This is a genomic window from Dyadobacter sp. CY261, assembly GCF_021440085.1.
Taxonomy (GTDB): domain Bacteria; phylum Bacteroidota; class Bacteroidia; order Cytophagales; family Spirosomataceae; genus Dyadobacter.
Map to the genome: position 1 here is coordinate 54904 of NZ_JAKCPW010000007.1, position 22040 is coordinate 76943.

Below are 22040 nucleotides of genomic sequence, written 5' to 3' on the forward strand. Positions count from 1 at the left end.
GAAATGTTAAAAATTAGCTCTCAAACCAAGTGATACCGTTCTTACCATCGGATAAGGGGCTGGCCCGCCTTTGATAGAGCTCGCCTGAATCTCTGGATCGACGCCTTTGAAACCTGTCAGGATGAATGCGTTTTGTACATCCGCGAAAAGTCTGAGGCTCTTCACATATTTGGTCAAACCACCTGAATTGATGGTATAGCCCAGAGTGACATTCCGGCAGCGAAGAAAATCCCTTTTTACAAGCCGAGTGTCAAGTCCGGCATCCAATGCAATCGCACCTTCATTGTAAGCTGCGCCAGGTAGCGTTCCGTTTGGATTGGACGTGCTCCATGCATCTTTGATTCGCTCTGTTCCGCTTTGGTTGCTCGACAGCAAACTTACCGGATCACCCCACAGCGTAGTGAAGTCATTACCCCACGCACCGTATTGCCCGTAGAAAAATACGCTCAGGTCAAACTTGCCATAGGTGAAGTTGTTACCAAATCCGACGATGGCTTTGGGGATCCCGGAGTAGCTTTTAACATCATTGAAATCCAATTTTCCATCGCCATTGTTATCGACAAAAATGGGGTTTCCAGGCTTACTGGCAGATGCCGGCTGCCAGGCAGGCACTTCCTGTCCTGCTTGTAAAATGCCGTTTGTCTGATACACATAAATAATATCGCCACCCACAGGATCATTCACTTGACCATACTGGGCGGGAGGATCGTTCGGGAAACGGGTCACCCAGCGGTTTGTAAAATGCGTGACATTCAATGTCGTGTTCCAGCTGAAATCTTTGGTTTTCAAGTTCTCCGTATTAATGCTGAATTCAAAACCTTTGCGTCGCTGATGACCGCCATTGATCGGAGAAGTTGAGATAATGGACAATTGCTGGGTGGTCGCACTGCTTAGCAAACGCGTGCGGTTTTCTGTAAAAACATCCACAGAACCGGTTACGCGCTCCTTAAACAAACCAAAATCCAGACCCGCATTAAACGTCTTTGTAATCGGCCAGCGCAGGTTTGGATTATCAAATGCTGTGAGGCGATAAGGAAAATAGACCGCCGAGCCATTATTAAATGTAACCGCATTAGGATCAGCACCGTAAGCGCCATAAGCAACGCTGCCCGGACGCTCGCCCGTCATACCGTAGCTGGCGCGCAGTTTTAATGTGCTGATCGTTTGAATACCTTGCATAAACGCCTCATTATTAATCTTCCAACCTGCCGAAACAGAAGGGAAATATTGGTATTTATTATCCGGGAAAAACTTATCTGCACCATCGCGACGCACGGTCAGCGAAAGCAGGTAACGATCCAGAAAATCGAAATTGCTACGGACAAAGAAAGAGCGCAGCTTGTTAACTCCCCTGTAAGAACCGATGACTTTCGGGCCGGTAGCAGAAGCCAGGTTGTCAGTATTGATCGCATCCTGCATATCCGAAGTTTCTACACTGAAACCTGAAAAATCTTCCAGATACTGACCCACGCCCGTAACAACATCCAGATTCAGCCAGTCGCCGAATGACTTTTTGTATGACATGGTCGCTTCCATCGTCTGATTTTGTCTGCGTGTTTCAGCCAGTGAAGCCCTTGCTTTATAAAGTTGCCCCCAAAAAACGGTAACGGGAATGTAGAAATCACGAATTGAATATTCGCTATTATTACCATATAGCAATTTAGCTGTCAGCGTGTTTGGAATAATGTCAATGTCGAGTGACGTATTAGCCAGCAAGCCCTGTGCTTTTGTTTTATCCTTAATATCTAATAAAGACACGGGATTGCCGGTCTGAGCGAACTGGCTATATGTTCCGTCTGCATTGTACACAGGAACAGAGGAAGGGTATGCCAGTGCGGCTTGTAATGCGTTAAAACCCTGCGAACCCGACCCGCCCGTTTGCCAGCCTGCCTGCGGATTGGAATAGGCATTGCGGTTTGCATTCACATTCACATTCAGTCTGAATATTTTGCTTAAAACAAACGAAACATTCAGCCTGCCCGAGAATCGCGTCAGATCGGATTTTTCCATGGATCCAACCTGGTTGAAATAGTTGCCGGAAAAAAAGTAGGTTGCTTTCTCGGTGCCTCCATTAACACTCACATTATGGTTATCAATGCTTCCCGGGCGCAAAACCTCTCCAAGCCAGTCTGTTCCTTCTCCCGCGTTACGGATCTGCTCATCAGTAAATTTTTGCGTGTAGCCGCTCAGGTCGGCTGGTACAGTTCCAAATGGCGCCATATTGCGGTCCGACTGGTATTTGTCTACATTCAATTGATTGAAATACAGCATGTAATCCGATGCATTCAATGGTTTGAGATACGGCATATTTCGTGAAAAAGAACGATTGCCGTCGTAGCTTACACTCATACGGCCCGCTTTTCCTTTTTTGGTTGTAATAATCATTACGCCATTGGCCGCCGACACACCGTAAATGGCCGCACTTGCATCTTTCAGAAATTCAATGGATTCAATGTCATTAGGGTTCAACCCAGCTAATCCGCCGCGATTAACACCTTGCATTTCAACAGAACCGTTACCAGGTTCCATACTGTTTCCCGGATACACCACGCCGTCGATGACCAGCAATGGATCGCCTTTCCCGCGGATTGAGACAGAAATGTTACCGCCCGGCTGCGAACTTTGCTGTGTAACCTGCAACCCCGCCGCACGACCAAAAAGAAGCTCGGAGACATTGTTATTGGCCGATGTTGGAATTTTGGTAGGATCAACTTTGGAGATGGCCGTTGTTAGATTTTTCTTGGCAGTGGTTCCATATCCGACGACCACCACTTCATCCAGATTTTGCGTGTCTACCAGCAATTTTACATCAATTACAGTCCGGTTCACGATCGCGATTTCCTGTTTGACATAACCTATAAAGGAAAAAACAAGCGTCTGTTCGCCAGTCGCGCCGTTGGGAAGCGATAGTGAATAATCGCCGTTCTGGTCTGTTGATGTTCCGCTCGTGTTTCCTTTCAAAACCACGTTTACGCCAGGCAGGCCGCCGCCCGTGTTGTCAGTTACTTTTCCTTTGATGACCGTTTGCTGCGCCAAGAGCATTGTGCAGGAAGTCATTAGGAAAATCTGCAAAAGCAGTAATATTTTCTTCATGGAATTGATGGATTAAGTTTATATTTTACATTATAATTCATGGTTGCAAGGTAGATCCGCCGTCCAACTTCGATTAGAAATAATCTGACGGAAAGCGATAATTTTCTGATATTTGTCTGGTATTTATTATATTTTTTGTTCAGAAAGTCAGTTTTTACGCCAAAAGAGAATGTGTCGGGCAGGCAGGATAAGCAGAACGTGGGGGATTGTTTTCTTTTTAATGCTGGCGTGTCTGTGTTCGCACGGGCAGGAGAAATTTTTTAGCACACTTTCTGTTGGCGAGGGCCTGCCGACTAACCTTATCAATGCTGTTGCACAAGACCGCAATCACTTTATCTGGATTGCTACCGGTGACGGCCTGGCCCGGTACGACGGGTATCATTTCAGGGTTTTCAAGAAAGACGGCACACCCAATTCCATTCCCAGCAACGGCGTGCAGACAGTTTATGCGGACGGGGACGATCTTTGGATTGGGACTGTAAACGGGTTGAGTAAAATAAACACAATCACTTTCGCCATCACCCGCATTCCCACAGGAACGCATACGAACATACGTTGCTTTTCGAAAGACACTAATGGCAATCTCTGGATCGGGACCATGACCGGGCTGATCAAATACAGCCTGCGGAACAGGACATTCACCACATTAACCACACAAAACAGCAAGCTCAGCCACAACACGATCCGCACGATATTTCAAGATAAAAGAGGCGCATTATGGATCGGCACTTATGATCAACTGAATCAGCTGAATCCCAAAAATCACATTTTTAAAACCTTTGATCTGAAAAGAAAAGGCGCTCTCAGTGTTCAAAATAACCTGATCTGCGACATTAAACCAGTTGCCGGAAATGATTCGTTGCTCTGGGTGGGGACTGAGACTGGCCTATGCCGCTTCAATACATTTACTGGTGCCCATGAAAATTTGAACAGCCGGACCAAACTGAGTAACGAGGTAGTCAAAGCCATCTACACCGATAAGGATAACAATGTCTGGCTGGGCACCGATTTTGGTTTGAACATTTATAACCCTATCAATAACACAACTGAGCGCTATTTTCATAACCCGCAATCGCCTTATTCCATTGCTAACAATGTGATCTGGCAAATATTTGAAGATCAGGCCGGTGTGCTTTGGTTTGTAACGTCCAACGGGATCAGCAAGGTTAATCAGATGGACAATCTATACCAATACCACCATGTGACACAACAAGTTGGCGGGCAGACGATTGGAAGTCAGGTGAAGTCTTTTCTGGTCAGCAAAAAAGGAATTTACTGGATTGGCACATTGCACGGCGTTATCCGTTTTAATCCAGAAAATGGTCAGAGCCGAAAATTCAGCATTGAGTCGCCCGAGCCGGGACGTCTGATGATCAATAATGTGACCGTTTTGCATGAAGACCGGGACGAACGCATCTGGATCGGGACTGTTGCGGGCATTCATGTCTGGGATGATGCGAAGCAGACCATGGAAACAGTTACTGCGGGGCAAAAAAATGGACTTGGCTCCAATTACATTAACAATTTTGTAGAAACACCCGACGGAACATTGCTCATAGGAACCTGGGAAGGCGGGATTTTCAAGTCGACGAAAAGTTTGAAAGCGGTTAAAGACCTGCATTTTGAACTGGTGTCAAAGGCTGAGACAGATCAATTTTTGTCAGACAAAGAATCGCTCTGGCTGATTGAATTTGACGAGCTTTTTCGGCTCGATCTGAAAACTGGTGTCAAGAAAAGGATCGTTCCTTTTGCCAGGGTCGCGGATCGCAAAACGGTGAGCAGCTTCTTTCAAGCAAAAAGCGGAAGCATTTGGGCTGCAACAGAGAATGGACTGGTTAAATATGTTCCTTCAACAAACAAAGCATCCTTTCACGCGATCCCGAACCACAATATGGCCAGGGCCACCATCACGGAAGATCAAAAGGGCAATATCTGGGTTGCAACCAATACTGCGCTGGAAAAATTTACGCCTGAAAGCGGCAAAGTAGAATTTTACCCACTCAATAAAAATCTGCCCATTAAAAGTTTCTATGCGGGTTGCGTGGGCAAATCTGCCTCCGGTGAGTTGTTTTTCGGAGGAGACAATGGCTACATATCATTTTCACCAGAAAAGGCAATCCCAAATGGTTATCAGCCCAGGGTGGTTTTGACTGATTTGTTGCTGAACAACAAGGAAGTGGAAATTGGTGAAAAAGTCGATGACCACGTGATTTTGGACAGGGATATTTCCCATATGTCAAAAATTGAGCTCAATTATGGACAGCGCTCGCTGGAATTAAAATTCGCAGCATTGCATTTCTGGCAACCGGAAATGAACACGTATTCCTATAAGCTAGAAGGAGCTGATGAAAACTGGACGACGACTTCAGGTAACAAAAACTTTGCGGTGTACTCCAACCTCTCACCCGGTACGTACACTTTTAAAGTAAGGGGCACCAATAACAACGGGATATGGAGCAATGAAACAAGCGAGACGGAGATCACCATTAATCCGCCATTGTTGTTGAGTAGAGGATTTTTGGTCATGTATCTGCTATTGATTGTTGCGGGTGTCTACTTTGCATTAAAGATCTATTCGGGCAGGATCAAACTGGAAAATGAGCTGAAAATAAGCAAACTTGAAATTGCCCACGCCGAGGAAATAGAGCAAACGAAAGAACAATTTTTTACCAATATTTCCCACGAACTGCGCACGCCGATCAGCCTCATACTGCCGCCGATTCACCAGATCATGCGAAATGGAAAGCTGGATGCTGACAATTTTAAGCTGATCTCCCTGGCTGAAAAGAATTCGCACCGTTTGCTGCGGGTTGTCAACCAGGTGCTGGATTTCAAGAAAATGCAGGAAGATAAATTGTATCTCAACACCTCTAAGATTGAGATCATCGGCTTATTGCGGGAGCTTTACTCACATTTTGCTGACAAAGCAGCGAGGCACGAGGTCGACTACACATTCACCAGCAACACACCTGAATTTGAGATATTTGCGGATGCAGAAAAGATCGAAACGATCGTGTTAAATCTCTTGTCAAATGCATTCAAGTTTACGCCAAAGGGCGGGCGTATTGCGTTTGACGTTCAAATGATTAATGTCGAAAATTTCGGCGATTTTGCACTACAAATAGGCATTTCGGACACCGGTGTAGGCATTTCAGTAGAAGACCAAAAACGCATCTTCGAACGCTTTTACCAAACCGCCGAATCCAGAAAACGGGAAATGGGGTCGGGGATCGGGCTGGCACTTACGCTGGAATATGTGAAAATGCACGGTGGCGAAATACAGCTCGAAAGTGAGCCGGGGAAAGGCAGTGTTTTCACTATTTTGCTCCCAAAAGGAAATGTGGAGCAACTAGCGGTGGAACGCACTGAGCCGGATTCTTATCCGGTGTTCGAGGGGAAATCTTCGAATACAGAAGTGTACGAACCACTTCATTCCGGCGCTGACAAACCGCTGGTGATGATTGTGGAAGACAATCCGGATATGGTCGATTTTATCCGCCTCACACTTCAAGATAAATATCGCTTTGTGATCGCTGGTGATGGGGAGGAAGGTTTGCGGAAAGCTATTCAATTTTTGCCGGATGTAATTATTTCAGACGTAATGATGCCCATTATGGATGGTCTTACGTTTTGTAAAATGCTCAAAAGCAATCCCAAGACTAGCCGGACCGCGGTAATATTGCTCACTGCGCGCAGTCTGACTTCGCAAAAAATTGAAGGGATCAGGATCGGGGCCGACGCTTACATTACCAAACCATTTGACATTGAACTGCTTGATGCGCAGATCGGCAATCTTTTGCAGCGCAAAGAAGAAATGACAGCTTATGTCCGTCACAATCTTATCGTGACACCGACAGTTGAGGACGGCAAAGAGAATGTGGATGAGAAGTTTGTCAAAAAAGTGATGAGTATCGTTGAAGTACACATTTCTGATCCGGAATTCAATGTGGAAGTGCTGGCATCGGAGATGGGCATGAGCTCAGCCCATTTGTCACGTAAACTGAAAACTTTGACGCAATTCTCTGCCAATGAAATCATTAAAAAATACAGAATCAAAAAATCTTCCCTGCTACTGGAAAATAATGAAGGGAATGTATCCGAAGTGATGTACGATGTGGGCTTTTCCAACCTTTCGTATTTTTCCAAGTGTTTTCGGGAGGAGTTTGGCGTCTCGCCCAAGGAATATGCCAGAAGCTCCTCCAGGAAGTTTGATATAGAGCGCATTCTCTAGATAGTTCGGTTTGGTCAACCTAGCCGGAGTCGAACCAGCAACGTACGGGCTATTGCACCTTAACCAAAGTATAATATACGTAGCGGAGTTCTTTTAAAGAGAGTAATTTATCAAATATGCGTTACTCACTCTTCACTTGCTGGATAACTGCCGTTCTTCTTCTAGGATCACCACTGCTGGCTTATGGCCAAACGAGTGCAGTACTCACAGGCAACGTGACGGATGCCACCACTGGAAAACCGATGCCGTTTGCCAGTGTGTATGTTAACGGCAGCACCCAAGGGGCTGTCACTGACGAAAAGGGAACATATACCCTTACTTTACTTTCACTGGGTACGGTGGAAATTGTTGCTTCATTTGTTGGGTATGAGTCGGCTATGCAAAAAATCCGATTTGAAAATACTTCTTCGCAAAAAGCCAATTTCCGGCTCAAAGCAAGTGAACAAATGCTGGATGCTGTAACTGTACGGGGCAACACGAAGCGGTCGGCACGACATTTACGTCAGTTTAAAAAGCAACTCCTTGGTGAGCCATTCGGCGGACAGTGCCTGCTTGTAAACAGTGAAGTTCTTAACTTTAAGGAAGATAAAAAACATCTGTATGCGACGGCTAGTGAGCCGTTAATTATTGATAATCAGGCACTGGGTTATAGGCTGATCTATGATTTGCAGCATTTCGATGCTACTCCGTCGGGGAAGGTTTATTCTGCTGGTACTGCCCGGTTCGAAGAACTCAAACCCGAAAACGAACGGCAGGCCGACCGGTTCCGGCGCAATCGGCTGACTGCTTACCTAGGATCTACCCGACATCTAATGGCCAGCCTGATAGACGGAACTTTCGAACAGGCTGGCTTTATGATTTATCAGGAAGATGTTACTAAGCCAATCTCCGTCGAACGTCGGACCATTACGCTTGCCGCTGCGGTAGGCGAATACAAACGTTTGATTCCCATTCAGGTTTCCAAGGTGATTCAAGCCGGTCGGTTACCGACTGAACGCAGATTGGTTTCGCCCATGAAACTGATCGTATTTTACACAAAGGCTTCCTCCCGTTTCTCCCCCTATCCGGACGCCCGCTACGCTTATACGGAAATGAAACTGCCAAGCGGACAGATGCAAATGACTGCCGATGGAGTCATTACAATGCCTGAGGGTATGGAAACGGAAGGCTCAATGGGTGATGACAGGCTATCAACCATGTTGCCCGCCGAATGGAAACCCGAAAAAAGTGAGATGGAGCCAGCTATAACCGGTGCATTGACTGCACAGGGAAAACTTGCGCCATCTGACACCTGTCTGGGTAACATCAGTGCGGCTTTCAACGAGCGATTCAAGTTGCTGGCTCCCTCATTGTTTGTACACATTGACAAACCTTTTTATGCCACCGGCGACCGGCTCTGGATGAGCACGTACTTACTTGATGCTCCCAGTCACCAGCGAGCCGGTGGTGAAACAGCGATGCACGTCGACCTGATTACGGCAACAGGAAAACTAGTGCAGCACCAGTGGGTGCGCATGGTAGACGGACGTGGTCAGGGCAATTTTCGCCTGTCCGATACCCTTACGACAGGAATGTATCGCCTGCGCGCCTATACCGATGAAGATGACGGGCAGCGACGCCCCGCTTTCGAGCGGTCTGTGTCGATTCATAATTTGCTTCGGAACGGCTTACCAGCAAGTATTGATTCCGTTTCTCAGCAATTAGACATTCAGGTTTTGCCGGAAGGTGGTCGCTGGATTTCAGGGTTACCAGCCCGCGTAGGTGTGAAGATCGTACAGCCGAATGGTCATGGCTTGCCTACTGCGGGACGTATTATTGACAATGTGGGCATTGAAGTAGTCCGGTTTCAGACCAATCAGCATGGAATGACCAGCGTATTAATGGAGCCCAGACCGGAACAGACTTACTACGCAGAGGTAAACTATAACAACCAGTTGCAGCACATTCTCTTGCCAAAAACCGAAAACGAGGGGCTGTTGCTTTCAGCCGATGCGATTAGCGATACAGCCCGTCTGGCATTAACGATCACGAGCTCCAACCGGGCCGCTGCTGACTCCGTGTACATTCTGATTCAGCAATACGGTCAGATAGTCGATCAGCGAAAAATTTTCCTGCAAAATGGGCTGGCGAAGATAAGCCTGCCGATGATTGGCTGGTTGCCTGGTCTTGCACAAGTCACCCTCTACGATGTCACAGCCAAGCCACAAGCCGAGCGATTATTTTTTGTGCCGGAATTCATCACGCCAGTTCGTGTGACATTAAAGTTTAATAAAAATGGATATCAGCCACGTGAAGAAGTTATCCTGGGCGTCAATTTGAAAGATAACGGATCAAATGTGTCAGCAGCCTTGTCAGCGGCGATTACCGATGCCAGCAAAGTGCCCGCTGATACCACCGAGGCAATGTTACCAGCACACCTGCTGCTGACCGGAGAGCTGCGTGGGCATGTTGAAAACCCTAACCAATACGTAATGAACCACTCGGCAGAGACTCGTAAATCTCTCGACGACCTGCTACTGACGCAGGGCTGGCGGCGGGTTAGTGGCACGTCGTCAGCCGATTCGCTTGGTGGGGTATCGCTCAGCGGCCGCATTCTGAATTCAAAAAATCAACCCATACCTGGCGCTCAGATTGTTGTGGCGTCAGCAGAGCCTGGACAATCGTTCGTAAGGTCGGCAGCGGCTGACGCGCAAGGGCGTTTTCGAATGGCGGGAATGGCTATTGCCGATACCGCAACGCTAATGGTGCAAATCACGGGGCGTAATTCAAGAAAAATGTCTGGCAAAGAAGCCTTTCTGGTTCAGGAGGGACCCGAAAAATTATGGGAATTCAGTAAAATGTCTTCTACGCCAAAGTGGCCGATGCTGGGAGCTCAACTGGAACAAGCCTCGACTCGGCAAAAGGCAAACACCGAATTTTACCGCGATAAAACGGCAAAACAATTGAATGAAGTGACTGTTCGAGCGCAGAAATTCAATGAAAGGCCTGATGATATTCAAATGCGGAGCTTACACAATCATGCCGATGCCACGATCATTTTCAATGAGAAATCGCCAAACTACCCAAATGTGTATGAAATGATCCAAGGGCGCTTTGCGGGCGTGACTGTACTGCGAACTGTGGCAGCACCAGAGAGCCCGACAGCGCCCCCTGGATATCTGGTGTCCATTCGGGGCGGTAGACAGCCCTTGTTTTTGATGGATGGCTTACCGATTGAAGACCCTGACGGAACCGTTTTGATGAACTTCAATCCAGGAGACATTGAACGTGTCGAACTGCTAAAAAATGCTGGCACAGCGGGTATATACGGGGTTCGGGGAGGTAACGGGGTAATTGCATTTTACTCTAAAAGTGCGCGTTCCATGCAGGCAGGCACGAAACCGAACGAGGGTATGCAACCGATTCAATTCATTGGATATCCATCCGTGCAGCGTGAATTTTATGTACCACGCTACGATGCGGGTGTAATCGCCAGCACCATTTCCGGCCCCGTTGATGACCGGGATGTGCTATACTGGAAACCTATGATACAAACCGATAGTCAGGGAAATAGCCAGCTGCGTTTTCCATTGTCAGACATCGTACGAACGCTACGGGTCGTGATACAAGGCATTACAGCTGACGGTCGTCCAGTGCTGGGCGTTCAGCTAATCAGGGTTCAATAATCTAGTGACTTATGTTCCAGGATATCGTAGCTCTGGCCCAGGGCTGTCCGTACAAACCAGGAAACTCTTCGGTTCTTGAAGTTATCTATATTTCTTCATATGTGCATAGCCGGCAGGGAGCTTCGGTCCGTGGTTACTTCTCCCATTTGTCGTTTAATGATCGTGCGCGAAAACGGTGGTATTTATGAACCAGGAGGGCATTTGGATTAAGGTTGTAATTGCGACTTTGATATGCATATTTGCCCTTTTCAGCACATTTAATTCAAAAGACATGGTGTATAAATGTAATTAAAAGCTGGGGTGCCCATTTAACTGCGTGGATTAGCTTTTTGCAACTTTCCTGCCACCATCCTGTCTAACCCTGGGAATGGAATATAACGATGATAAACAGTCAGACCAACGATTGGTCGAGCGTGTGTTACGCGGGGACACAGCGGCATTCCGTTCTGTGATCGATCGCACTCAAGGGATGGTGACACAGATTGTTTTCAAAATGGTGGCCAATGCGGAAGACCGCCGTGACATTGCCCAGGACGTTTACTTAAAAGTATTTCACAAGCTTGGCAGTTTTAAGTTCCAGTCAAAGCTTTCTACATGGGTATGGCAGATCACGTTCAACACATGCACCAATTACCTGCAAAAAAGGAAACTGACTGTTATTGATCTTTCAAACTTGCAAAATGAAGCCAACGATTGGCGACCTGAATTCGCCGATCAGTCGGACATTTATGAAAGTGACCTGGAAAAGCAGCTGATGAATGCTGATTTGTCAAGAATACTGGAAAATGAGATCAATAAACTTCCACCGCTTTACAAGATCCTAATCACGCTATATCACCACGAAGAAATGAGCTACCACGAAATTGGTCGGATCGTTGAACTTCCTGAGGGAACGGTGAAAAGCTATCTTTTCAGGGCACGGAAAACATTAAAGGACCAGTTGTCAATAGCGTATAAAAACGGGACATTATGAAACCAACCCATCTTACCGATACCGAAATTCAACTATATGCCTTACAATCGGCCGACAGTAATCCGGCCGCGTTAGAACATGTCCGGCATTGCGAAAGCTGTCAGGCGCGGGCCCGTGAGTATACATTACTATTCCATGCAGTTGGACAGCAGACCAGGCCGGCTTTCGATTTCGATCTGCCCGAAGTAGTGATGGGGCATTTGGTACAACCTAAGGCAAGTCCGGTTGGGCAATTACTGATTGTTTCTGGCATTTCGTTCCTTTCAGCCGCTTTTCTGGGAACGATGGTTTTTCTTTTTGGCCAACAATTACTCGATCTGTTTAGCAACCGGAGCCAGGTCGTGCTTTATACTGCAATGGCTTTCCCCGGCGCATTGACCATCTTACTGGTCATCGAGAGTTACCGGGAATTTCAGGGAAAAATGAAGCAGTTAAATTTCAATTGAATTTTGAAACAAAAAATCTCCCGGACTGTCTAATCCGGTATAAAGCACAAAACATGAAAAGGATAACATTTACCCTATTTGCCAGTTTAGCCCCGTCGGTCTTAAATGCGCAATCATTTAGTGAGGCATTTGCGGATAGTGATATGCTTAAAATTGGCATTGCCGTCATTTGCATGGGACTTGCAATGCTGTTTATCCTGGAAATGTTCAGGCGTTTTTTTGATTTCCAAATTAAGAGCAAGGCACTGGAAATGAGGGTTCCGGAAGAACTAGCGTCCGTTATCTTGAATGACAAGCCGGGAAAGGATCGAAAATCCGGCATCAAATGGTCTTTCATTTTTGCCGGACTTGGATTTGGCCTGACGCTCGTACATTACACCCGACCCTGGGGCACCCATTCCTTTGCAATAATGGCATTCAGCCTTGCAGCTGCATTTTTCGGCTACTACTGCTATATCCGTTTTTCGGAAAAATAGTACTCACTCCCAATCACTAACATCATGAAATCGATCGAATCTAGCCCGTATTGGGTAAGGGGAATTATTGTCTATTTTCTCCTGTTCAATCTGCCGGTCACGTGCATTTTTGCACAGCACAATTTGCCAGTGATAAAAGCAACTGCTACAAATGTGAAGATCAAAGACGGGTACGTCATTCGGGAAGGGATATGGAATCTTTCTCCGGAAGTAAAGCCGGACGTTTACTACGTACTAAGGCCTAATTCTAAACATAATGTTACTTTTTACACGGATATTGACTCCATTTTCTTTTCTGTTTTGCCCGGTAACGATTATGAGTTTATAGTACTATTAAACGGGAAAGATTCTTGTTTTACCCGGATCTCCGCTGTGGGGGCTGGAAGCATCAGAGACGTTGGGCAAGGCACAGAGGCTTTGATTAGTCCGGAAATGCTGGCCATGGATTTTGTTGTTTTTCGTGACTATCTTCAAAGTGAGCACCCGGGCTTATACCGCTATAAATCCAGAGAAAGGCTACAAGCCGTATTTGACAGCTGCTTGCTTTCAATTACACGACCGCAAACCAGACTGGAATTTGCCAGGAAGATTCTTTTCGCAATCAGTGAAATTCAGGATGGACATACCGGCTCGAACATCTCTTCACTTTTGATCAAAAGCTATCTGGAATCGACAAAACTATTTCCGCTCTATCTATATTTTGTTAACGATAAGGCATTTATCAGCTGTAACAATACCGATGGGCTACCGGTAGGAACTGAAATTTTGTCTATTGACAATAAGCCGATTTTAGAAGTCAGAGCGCAATTGTTCAGCTATCTGCCATCCGACGGAAGTATTGAAACCAAGAAAAACCAGACACTTAATAACAATGGCGCCTTTCCATTTCTGTACCGTTGGATATTTGGGTTTGCGGATTCATTCTCAGTAAATTATAAAAGCACTGCAGGCGATATTAAAACGATCCAGGTTCCGGCACGGCTCGCCAGTGATTTCGAATGCGAAATAAATGCCGGGCGCAAAAGCGAACAGATGCTGAGTCTGGAATATCCGAAAAGAGGCGTGGGATTGCTAACGATTAAAACTTTTGACAGAAACCGACTGGGTGGAGCAGACCAGTATTTCGAGAAGTTCCTTGTCAAAAGCTTCTTAGAATTGAATGAAAAGAATGTAGAAAATCTGATCATCGACCTCCGTGACAATGCAGGCGGCCAGGATGAATATGGGGCGCAACTCTATTCCTACCTGACTAGCAAACCATTCCGGTATTATGCATCAGTTGAGTCAACTGGCAAGGTTTATACAAAGGAAGAAAACTCGTTACTCGGGACTTTACAGCCACAAGCATATAATTTCCGGGGTAAGGTATTTATCCTGATCAATGGCCTGTCATTTTCAACCACTGCCGAATTCTGCGCCATTACAAAAAGCAATTTGAAAGCGACGTTCATTGGTGAAGAAACAGGAGGTGGCTATAATGGGAATACCTCCGGTCAAACCATGAAAATAGAACTGCCCAATAGCCATGTTCAGGTAATCATACCAAGGTTTAAATATGTGAATCAAGTCAAAGCGTCCTCGTTTACAGACCGGGGAGTTATTCCTGATCACAAGGTAATTCCAGATGTACTTGAGTATGTCAATGGCATGGATGTCGCTTTGCAATACACTTTTGATCTGATTGACGGTTCAAAAAAATGATTGGGGATGATTTTATGCTATATCCCAATGTCATCATTATGTCGCTTTAAGCCGTAGTGTAACGTGGTACATGTCATTGTCTACGTAAGCATTGTAAAATAATCACAGCCGTCTTCGTGTCGGCGCACAACGCCAATGCCAAAAATACTGCGGTCTTTTTTGAGACTGCTTATTAGCAAAAATGATTTCTGTACTTAGCAAGAAACGGGCTTTTAGCTAGCAGTAAATTGGGTTGTTTTGATAAAAGGAAGTAACTCAATGCATCACGTCAGTTACCCATCAATTTTATACTTTGGTAAACCAGTTGTATTAGTAGGCACTACCAATAGCGATGACACCTTCAATCTTGCACCCATTTCATCAGCATTTTGGCTAGGCTATCGCTGCATGATTGGTATAGCAGCACATTCCAAAACAACAGCAAACATTTTGAGAACAAGGGAGTGTGTGCTCAACCTTCCATCACCGTATCAAAAGTCTGATTTTTTTCTTGGCGCCAATTCCCGACCACGAGTACCCTTGGTGAGTCCCAGCAAACAAAAGACAATTACCAGGAAGGCCAATCCGACAATTAAGCCATTGTCTAGCGCAATTTTGTAGTCGGCTAAGGCATTTCCTGTAAGGCTTTCGTAAAATACCCCACCGATAATACCGATTCCTAATGCGGACGCGATTTGTTGGAATGTAGAGAAGATTCCGGAGGTAATTCCAGCATCGGATGTGGGCACTTCGTCTAATACTACATTCAAAAGGAACGGAAGAACCAACCCGTTTCCAAGGCCATACAATCCGATAAGTGAGATGATTGTCAATGCTGCTGCATGGTGTAGCAAGAATATGTGTAAAATAAAGGACGTCATAATAATCAGCGAACCGGCTAGGAGCACATTTTTCCCAAAACGCATAAGCTGTTTTGACGCCAAAAATGAGGACAGCATAAACAGCAGTGCATGCGGAATAAAGTAGGCACCGCACGTAAAGGCCGAAATGCCCAGTCCGGATTGAAGGTAAACAGCTATCATCAGCAGGTAAGAAGTGTGCACCATGAAATGAAACAATACGGCACCTAGTCCAATCAAAAATTGGCGCTGCCGGAAGATGCGTACATCCATCAATGGCTCTTCATTACGGCTAATCTTGAAATACTGATACCAAAAGAAGGCCGCGAGCATTACTGCTCCGAAAATGATGACCAAGCTGCTCCAAGCCGCCCAACCGGCTTCCCTGCCCGCCGTGAGTGCATAAATCAGCGATCCGATGGCCAATGTTAGCATCACTGTCCCTGCAACATCGAATTTCTTGATGGGCAATTTACAGCTTTCACCCACCCATTTGTCGATAGCCCACATGGATGCCAGTCCGAGTGGGCCGTTAATGAGAAAGATCAACCGCCAACCGGGTATGGTAAATTCAAGTTCAGCGAAGTATCCTCCAAGAATCTGCCCAATTATTGCCGCAATGCTGAGCGTCATTCCATACCAACCAATGGCCTTTGCGCGGTCTGCGGGCTGAGGGAATAGCTCTTGTATCAAAGAAAGCGATTGCGTTACCATGAATGCAGAGCTAATACCCTGAAAAAAGCGGGCGATATTTAATGCCGTCGGGGTTTGCGACATGCCACAAAAGCAGGAAGTTATGGTGAAAGCGAACATTCCCCAATAAAGGACCTTCTTTCTCCCCAGGTAGTCTCCTGCCCGCGCCGCCGGGATCAAGCAACAAGCGCTTCCCAGCAAGTACCCGGCAATCACCAGTTGAATGTCACTCTGACTGGCGTTTAGCTTTTGTTTAATGACTGGTATCGCCATATTGACGATGAAAATGTCTACTACGTAGAGTAAAGGAGCCGTGAGGATGATGCATAGCATCAGCCACCTTGAATGTGGAGTATTCATGGTAAGGATCAATGAGACGATAAAAAAATGGGAAGTTACTTGTTGGCCTTCTCCAAGGCGAGGAGCCACTGTTTGCGCCATATGCCGCCGCCGTAGCCGGTTAAGCTGCCGTCCGTCCCGATGACCCTATGGCAAGGTACCAGTATCGATATTTTGTTCATTCCATTTGCATTCGCCACTGCACGTATGGCATCCGGCCGCTCGATCGTTGCCGCCTGTTGTTGGTAACTAACGGTTTCACCATATGGAACAGCCCGCAACGCTTCCCAGACCATATTTTGAAACCTGGAACCAGGGGTAACCATCGGTACGGTGAATTGTTTTCGTTTGCCCGTGAAATATTCGCTAAGCTCTCTTTCCAGCGTTTCGAAGTGATCGTTTTTGCCTTGGATTATTGTCGCATTCAAGGCCTTCGAAAGAATTTTGAACTCTGTTTCCAGCATCTTTCTATCGGTGAATTCTAAAAGACAGACACCTGCTTTCACCGCGCACGCAAACATGGTCCCCAGGGGTGTTTCGATTCGTTTCAAATCAATCACTTGTTGTGATTTGCCTTTCGCCGGAGAAAATCCGAAAATGCTTTTAAATGAGTCACCGAAGCCACTAAGGGAATCAAATCCGGAATCGAATGCAGCGGTTGTGATTGATTGCCCCTCCTGGATGTTTTTGAACGCGGAGTTAATTCGATGCATTCGTTGATAGGCATGAAAGGTCATTTGATGGTTTTTTAGAAACCACCGACGGATCGAATTGGGTTCAAGCCCGCGAGCAATTAGATCGGCATCTCTGATTTTCAAGGCGGAGTCATTGGCCAACTCCTCCAGAAGCGAACGGATCATATCCGGTGCCTGATTTAAAAATTCCAGTGGCCTACAAACCTTGCAAGGCCGATATCCTTTTTGAAACGCATCCTTTACCGAAAAGACAAATTCGACATTTTCCATCTTAGGTTTTCTGGCAGTGCAGGTGGGGCGGCAAAAAATACCTGTTGTTTTGACAGCCGTAAAAAATACCCCTTCAAACTGGGTATCCTTCTCGATAATGGCCTGATACATCCTTTCATTTGAAAGATTCATAAAAGTGTTTTGAAGTGATTGCCAAAATTAGAACAGGTTTTGCAGGCTGGCAACCGGGAAATTAACACCTATTTTTTAGTCGTTCAGGAGGTAAGAAATCCCCATCATCAGGTAAGAAATTTGGATTAGACTTTTACAGTATTTTCTTGTATTGTTGCTGGTAATCAAATAATTCTGATACACTCTGCAATTAACTTCCATATGCATCAAATCAACAGAAGATATTTTCTGACCCAACTTTCATTAGGCACCGCGGCGATGACGATAGGTTCCGGGTTTAGGGCACATACCAGGCCGGATGGATTTGTTGAGGCCGAAACGGTTACGGGCAAAATAAAAGGTATCAAAAGTGATGGCGTCAATGTTTTTAAAGGCGTTCCGTATGGTGGCAGAATTTCTGGTGACAGAAGGTTCCGCAGGCCCGCGCCTTTACAACCGTGGACCGGCGTGCGGGACGCGACACAGTTTGGAGCGCCTGCCATACAATCTCCGCGCCGTAACGAGCCCGCTCCTTCGGAGGATTGTCTTTTTCTGAATGTGTGGACACCAGCGAACGATCACAAAAAACGGCCTGTGATGTTTTACAGCCACGGCGGTGGGTTTGTGATTGGGTCAGGCGCGTCACCCGGGCAGGACGGGTCTAATTTGGCGCGGAATTTCGACGTCGTTGTGGTGCAAACCAATCACCGTTTGGGCTTGCTGGGCTTCCTTTACCTGGATGAAATTGCTGGCGCTGAGTATGAAGGTTCGGGGAATATGGGCATTCTGGATATTGCCGAAGGTTTGAAATGGGTAAACCAAAACATTGCGCAGTTTGGCGGTGATCCTGATAATGTAATGATTTTTGGCGAATCGGGGGGTGGGGCGAAAACATCCTGCTTGTATACGATGCCTGCGGCAGCACCTTATTTTAACAAGGCATCCATAGAAAGCGGTCCAGGCGTCAGGATGACTACTCGGGTAACAGCGGCCGAAACAACGGCAATGCTGTTGAAGGAACTTAATATCGCACAGAGAGATTGGCGGAAATTATTAGATGTGCCTGCCGCCGACCTGCTGGCGATGCAAGCGAAACTACCATTTGTCCCGCCCTTCATCGAAAGAAATAAAAACGTCACTGGCATGCGCGGTCGGGTGGGTGGTTTTGGCCCCGTAGTCGATGGAAAAGTGCTTCCTCATCATCCATTTGACCCTACGGCTCCGGAAATTTCACGGAACAAACCATTACTCGTCGGCTGGAATGAAGATGAATACACCTTCTTCGCCTGGGAGCGAAAGGATACTGAATCGTTCAAAATAGATTTCGAAGGTTTACAGAAAAAGCTGGAACCAACCTATGGGGCTGACACCGAAAAATTGATCGCCGCCTACCGTAAAGCAACACCTGAGGCGACTGCTCCCGACATTTTCGTCGCTATTTCGTCGATCTCCATGATGGGGCTCGGATCGGTTGATATCGCAGAAAAAAAAGCAAAACAGAATGGTGCGCCGGCGTATTTGTACAATTTTGGTTATAAGTCAGAGAAAAAGATACCTGGCACCGATTATGCCATGGGCACGCCGCACGCCATGGATATTTCTTTCAAATTCAACAATGAGATTCCGCCGAGGGACGGCTCTCAGCCCAAGGAAAGCTTTTTTGGAGGAAACAAACCGGAGCGTTTCGTGGCTTCCCGTCATTTCGCAGAGCTTTGGACAACATTTGCAAGAACCGGAAAACCCGCAGCCAAAGATGTCCCCGAATGGCCCGCCTACAACCTGGAAAAGCGCCCCACTATGCGGATTGATACAAAATGTGAGGTCATCAATAACCGATTCTCAGAAGAGCTCGCCATGTGGAGATCGATCGGTAAAGTTTAGTGGATGTTTTCTTTTTTAACCTGAACGTTTTGAAGGATTTTCAATGAAAATAAAAATATACGCAGCTGCATTGCTATTCATCCTTAGCACGATGCATTTGTCAGCCCAGCGGGTTGCCGCCCAGCGGAGTGCCGCTGTACGACTCAGCGACGAACTGCCGCAGAAGCCATGGAAAGCGCAGTGGATTACCGGGCCAGGCAAGCCGATTAACCGGTTTACGGCTGCCTCTGACCTCACGCTGAAAGATTATGGTGTCTTCAAATTCAGGAAAACGGTTGAGCTCGCTGCAAAACCGGCCACGTTTGTAGTGCATGTTTCAGGGGACAACCGTTACAAGCTTTTTGTCAATGGAAAGCACGTCTCCCAGGGCCCGGCGCGGGGCGATCTTTATTTCTGGAACTTTGAAACGGTCGACCTTGCGGCGTATCTGAATGCTGGCAGCAATACGGTATCGGCAGTAGTCTGGAATGAAGGTCGCCTGAAACCTGAATCTCAAATTTCTTATTTAACCGGATTTATTCTGCAGGGGAATTCAGCAGCCGAGGAGGTCCTTAATACTAATGAAAGCTGGAAAACGGTCAAGGATGAAAGTTATCAGCCTCTGCCGGTGAAAGTTCCGGGTTACTATGTAGCTGGGCCGGCTGAGCTTGTGGATATGAATGCGCATGTGAGCGGCTGGGAAAAGGCGGGTTACGATGACAGCAAATGGGTGAACGCGCGTCAAATCGGGCCGGGCGTGACCAAGGATGCGGCTGTAAATTCATCGGGCTGGATGCTGGTGCAATCGCAGATCCCACAAATGGAAATGGCCATTGAGCGCCTGGCTGCAACACGAAAAGCGGAAGGCGTACAGGTGCCGGCAAGCTTTCCGGCAACGAAAACAAGCGTCACCATTCCGGCTAATACAAAAGCGACGATTTTGCTGGATCAGGGACATTTGACTAATGCGTACCCGACGTTGGAATTCAGCGGCGGAAAAGATGCGGGCATTTCCATAGGTTATGCGGAAGGTCTTTATGTTGGAAAAAAAGAAGTGCTGAAAAGCCCCAGACTACCAATGCTTCCCAAAGGCAACCGCAATGAAGTGGATGAAAAGATCTTCGTTGGCAGGGCAGACAGCATTCGTTCCAACGGCGGGGCAGGCCAACAATTCACACCGCTCAGCTGGCGGACTTACCGCTATATGCAACTCAGCATTGAAACAAAGGCAGATCCGCTAATCATCGACGACCTGTATGGCACATTCACGGGTTATCCTTTCGAACAAAAAGCAAAGCTGCAAACCCAGAATGCCGAAATGGGGAAAATGCTGGAAATTGGCTGGCGTACTGCACGGCTCTGCGCTTTTGAAACCTACATGGATTGTCCATATTACGAGCAGCTGCAATACATTGGCGATGCCCGCATTCAAGCCTTGGTTTCCATGTATAATGCAGGCGACGACCGGCTCGTCCGCAACGCGTTGACCCTAATGGACCATTCACGCATCGCCGAGGGGATTACATTAAGCCGCTATCCCACAGACCTGCACCAGCAGATACCGACATTCTCGTTGTGGTGGGTCGCCATGCTGCATGATTACTATAAATACCGGTCGGACAGTCTTTTTATAAAGGACAAACTTCCGGGAGCGAGGCAAGTCCTCTCGTTTTTTGAACGCTATCAACAAACTGACGGATCTCTGAAAAATGTGCCCTACTGGGTTTTTACCGACTGGTCACAAGGAAAGGGTTGGGATTTTGGGATGGCACCCGTTGGTAAAAATGGCGAGTCGGCAGTGCTGGACATGCAGCTGCTCTGGACCTACCAGCTGGCGGCGGAGCTGGAAGGCAATTTGGGGTTGAAAGATCTGGCAGCTCATTACAACGCGCGTGCTGCGCAATTAAAAAAGACCATTCAGGCTAAATATTGGGACGCAGGCAAAGGGCTGTTTGCCAACACTCCTGAAAAAGATAGCTACTCTCAGCACGCCAATTCCCTGGCAATTCTTTCTGGCATCGTAGCTGCTGATCAGGCGAAACCTTTGGCTACCAAAATGCTGGCCGATACAAGCCTGGCACCCGCGTCGATTTATTTCAAATTCTATCTGCATCAGGCACTTACCAAGGCTGGTTTAGGAAATGACTACATGAGTTGGCTAGGCAAATGGCGTGAAAATATGGATCTGGGACTGACCACCTGGGCCGAAACTTCTGATGTGAGCACTTCACGATCGGATTGCCATGCCTGGGGATCAAGCCCGAACATCGAGTTTTTCCGAACAATTTTAGGCATTGACAGCGACGCGGCCGGTTTTTCCAAAGTGTTAATTACGCCACATTTAGGTTCAATCGAAGATATCAGCGGCCAAATGCCGCATCCGAATGGGGCGGTATCAGTCACGTATAAAGTAAAGCAAGGAGCAATGCAAGCCGATATTACTCTACCTGAAAAGACATCGGGCAAATTTGTCTGGAAGGGCAAGTCGTTTGCGTTGAAAGCTGGGAAGAATTCATTTAAACTGTAATCAACTATTTTTCTAATGATTGTCCTTATCCGAAGAACTCAACCGCCTGTTGTTACTCGGATGCCGCTATATGAATAAAAAGAGAAACATAGCAAGCTCCCCTTTTTGAAGTGCGCGGGGA

11 protein-coding genes are annotated in these 22040 nt (G+C 46.8%); 8 read left to right on the top strand and 3 right to left on the bottom strand.

Annotated elements, in window-relative coordinates:
* Positions 1-6: 6 nt before the first annotated feature.
* Positions 7-3093 (bottom strand): SusC/RagA family TonB-linked outer membrane protein, encoded by a 3087-nt coding sequence (locus LZD49_RS19820; protein WP_234669314.1) that lies wholly within the window; start codon positions 3091-3093, stop codon positions 7-9.
* A gap of 169 nt (positions 3094-3262) precedes the next feature.
* On the opposite strand from LZD49_RS19820, the gene LZD49_RS19825 reads away from it, so the two are divergent.
* The 6 genes from LZD49_RS19825 (at position 3263) to LZD49_RS19850 (ending at position 14585) form a co-directional block, all read left to right on the top strand.
* Positions 3263-7324, top strand: coding sequence for a hybrid sensor histidine kinase/response regulator transcription factor (locus LZD49_RS19825; protein ID WP_234669315.1), 4062 nt, complete (start codon positions 3263-3265; stop codon positions 7322-7324).
* A 116-nt stretch (positions 7325-7440) separates the two neighbouring features.
* Positions 7441-10989 carry a carboxypeptidase-like regulatory domain-containing protein gene (locus tag LZD49_RS19830; RefSeq protein ID WP_234669316.1) on the top strand — a complete coding sequence of 1183 codons (3549 nt, stop codon included), beginning with the start codon at positions 7441-7443 and terminating at the stop codon, positions 10987-10989.
* Positions 10990-11356: 367 nt separating this feature from the next.
* Positions 11357-11962 carry an RNA polymerase sigma factor gene (locus tag LZD49_RS19835; RefSeq protein ID WP_234669317.1) on the top strand — a complete coding sequence of 202 codons (606 nt, stop codon included), beginning with the start codon at positions 11357-11359 and terminating at the stop codon, positions 11960-11962.
* The gene (locus LZD49_RS19840) at positions 11959-12408 is read left to right on the top strand and encodes a hypothetical protein (RefSeq protein WP_234669318.1); all 450 of its coding nucleotides are present in this window, start codon (positions 11959-11961) and stop codon (positions 12406-12408) included. Before LZD49_RS19835 ends, LZD49_RS19840 begins: the two co-directional genes overlap by 4 nt.
* A gap of 53 nt (positions 12409-12461) precedes the next feature.
* Complete coding sequence (locus LZD49_RS19845; RefSeq protein ID WP_234669319.1) at positions 12462-12884, top strand: hypothetical protein; 423 nt, start codon at positions 12462-12464, stop codon at positions 12882-12884.
* Between the two features lie 24 nt (positions 12885-12908).
* Entirely contained in the window at positions 12909-14585 is a 1677-nt protein-coding gene (locus LZD49_RS19850) for a S41 family peptidase (RefSeq protein ID WP_234669320.1), read from the top strand.
* 470 nt (positions 14586-15055) lie between these two features.
* Here LZD49_RS19850 and LZD49_RS19860 read toward each other — a convergent pair whose 3' ends face one another.
* Both LZD49_RS19860 and LZD49_RS19865 read right to left on the bottom strand, forming a co-directional pair.
* Positions 15056-16558, bottom strand: coding sequence for an MFS transporter (locus tag LZD49_RS19860; RefSeq protein ID WP_234669321.1), 1503 nt, complete (start codon positions 16556-16558; stop codon positions 15056-15058).
* Complete coding sequence (locus LZD49_RS19865; RefSeq protein ID WP_234669322.1) at positions 16513-17553, bottom strand: bifunctional transcriptional activator/DNA repair enzyme AdaA; 1041 nt, start codon at positions 17551-17553, stop codon at positions 16513-16515. Before LZD49_RS19865 ends, LZD49_RS19860 begins: the two co-directional genes overlap by 46 nt.
* Positions 17554-17754: 201 nt before the next feature.
* On the opposite strand from LZD49_RS19865, the gene LZD49_RS19870 reads away from it, so the two are divergent.
* On the top strand, positions 17755-19413 hold the full coding sequence (locus LZD49_RS19870; protein WP_234669323.1) for a carboxylesterase/lipase family protein: 1659 nt from the start codon (positions 17755-17757) through the stop codon (positions 19411-19413).
* A gap of 43 nt (positions 19414-19456) precedes the next feature.
* Positions 19457-21919 carry an alpha-L-rhamnosidase C-terminal domain-containing protein gene (locus LZD49_RS19875; protein WP_234669324.1) on the top strand — a complete coding sequence of 821 codons (2463 nt, stop codon included), beginning with the start codon at positions 19457-19459 and terminating at the stop codon, positions 21917-21919.
* Positions 21920-22040 lie beyond the last annotated feature (121 nt).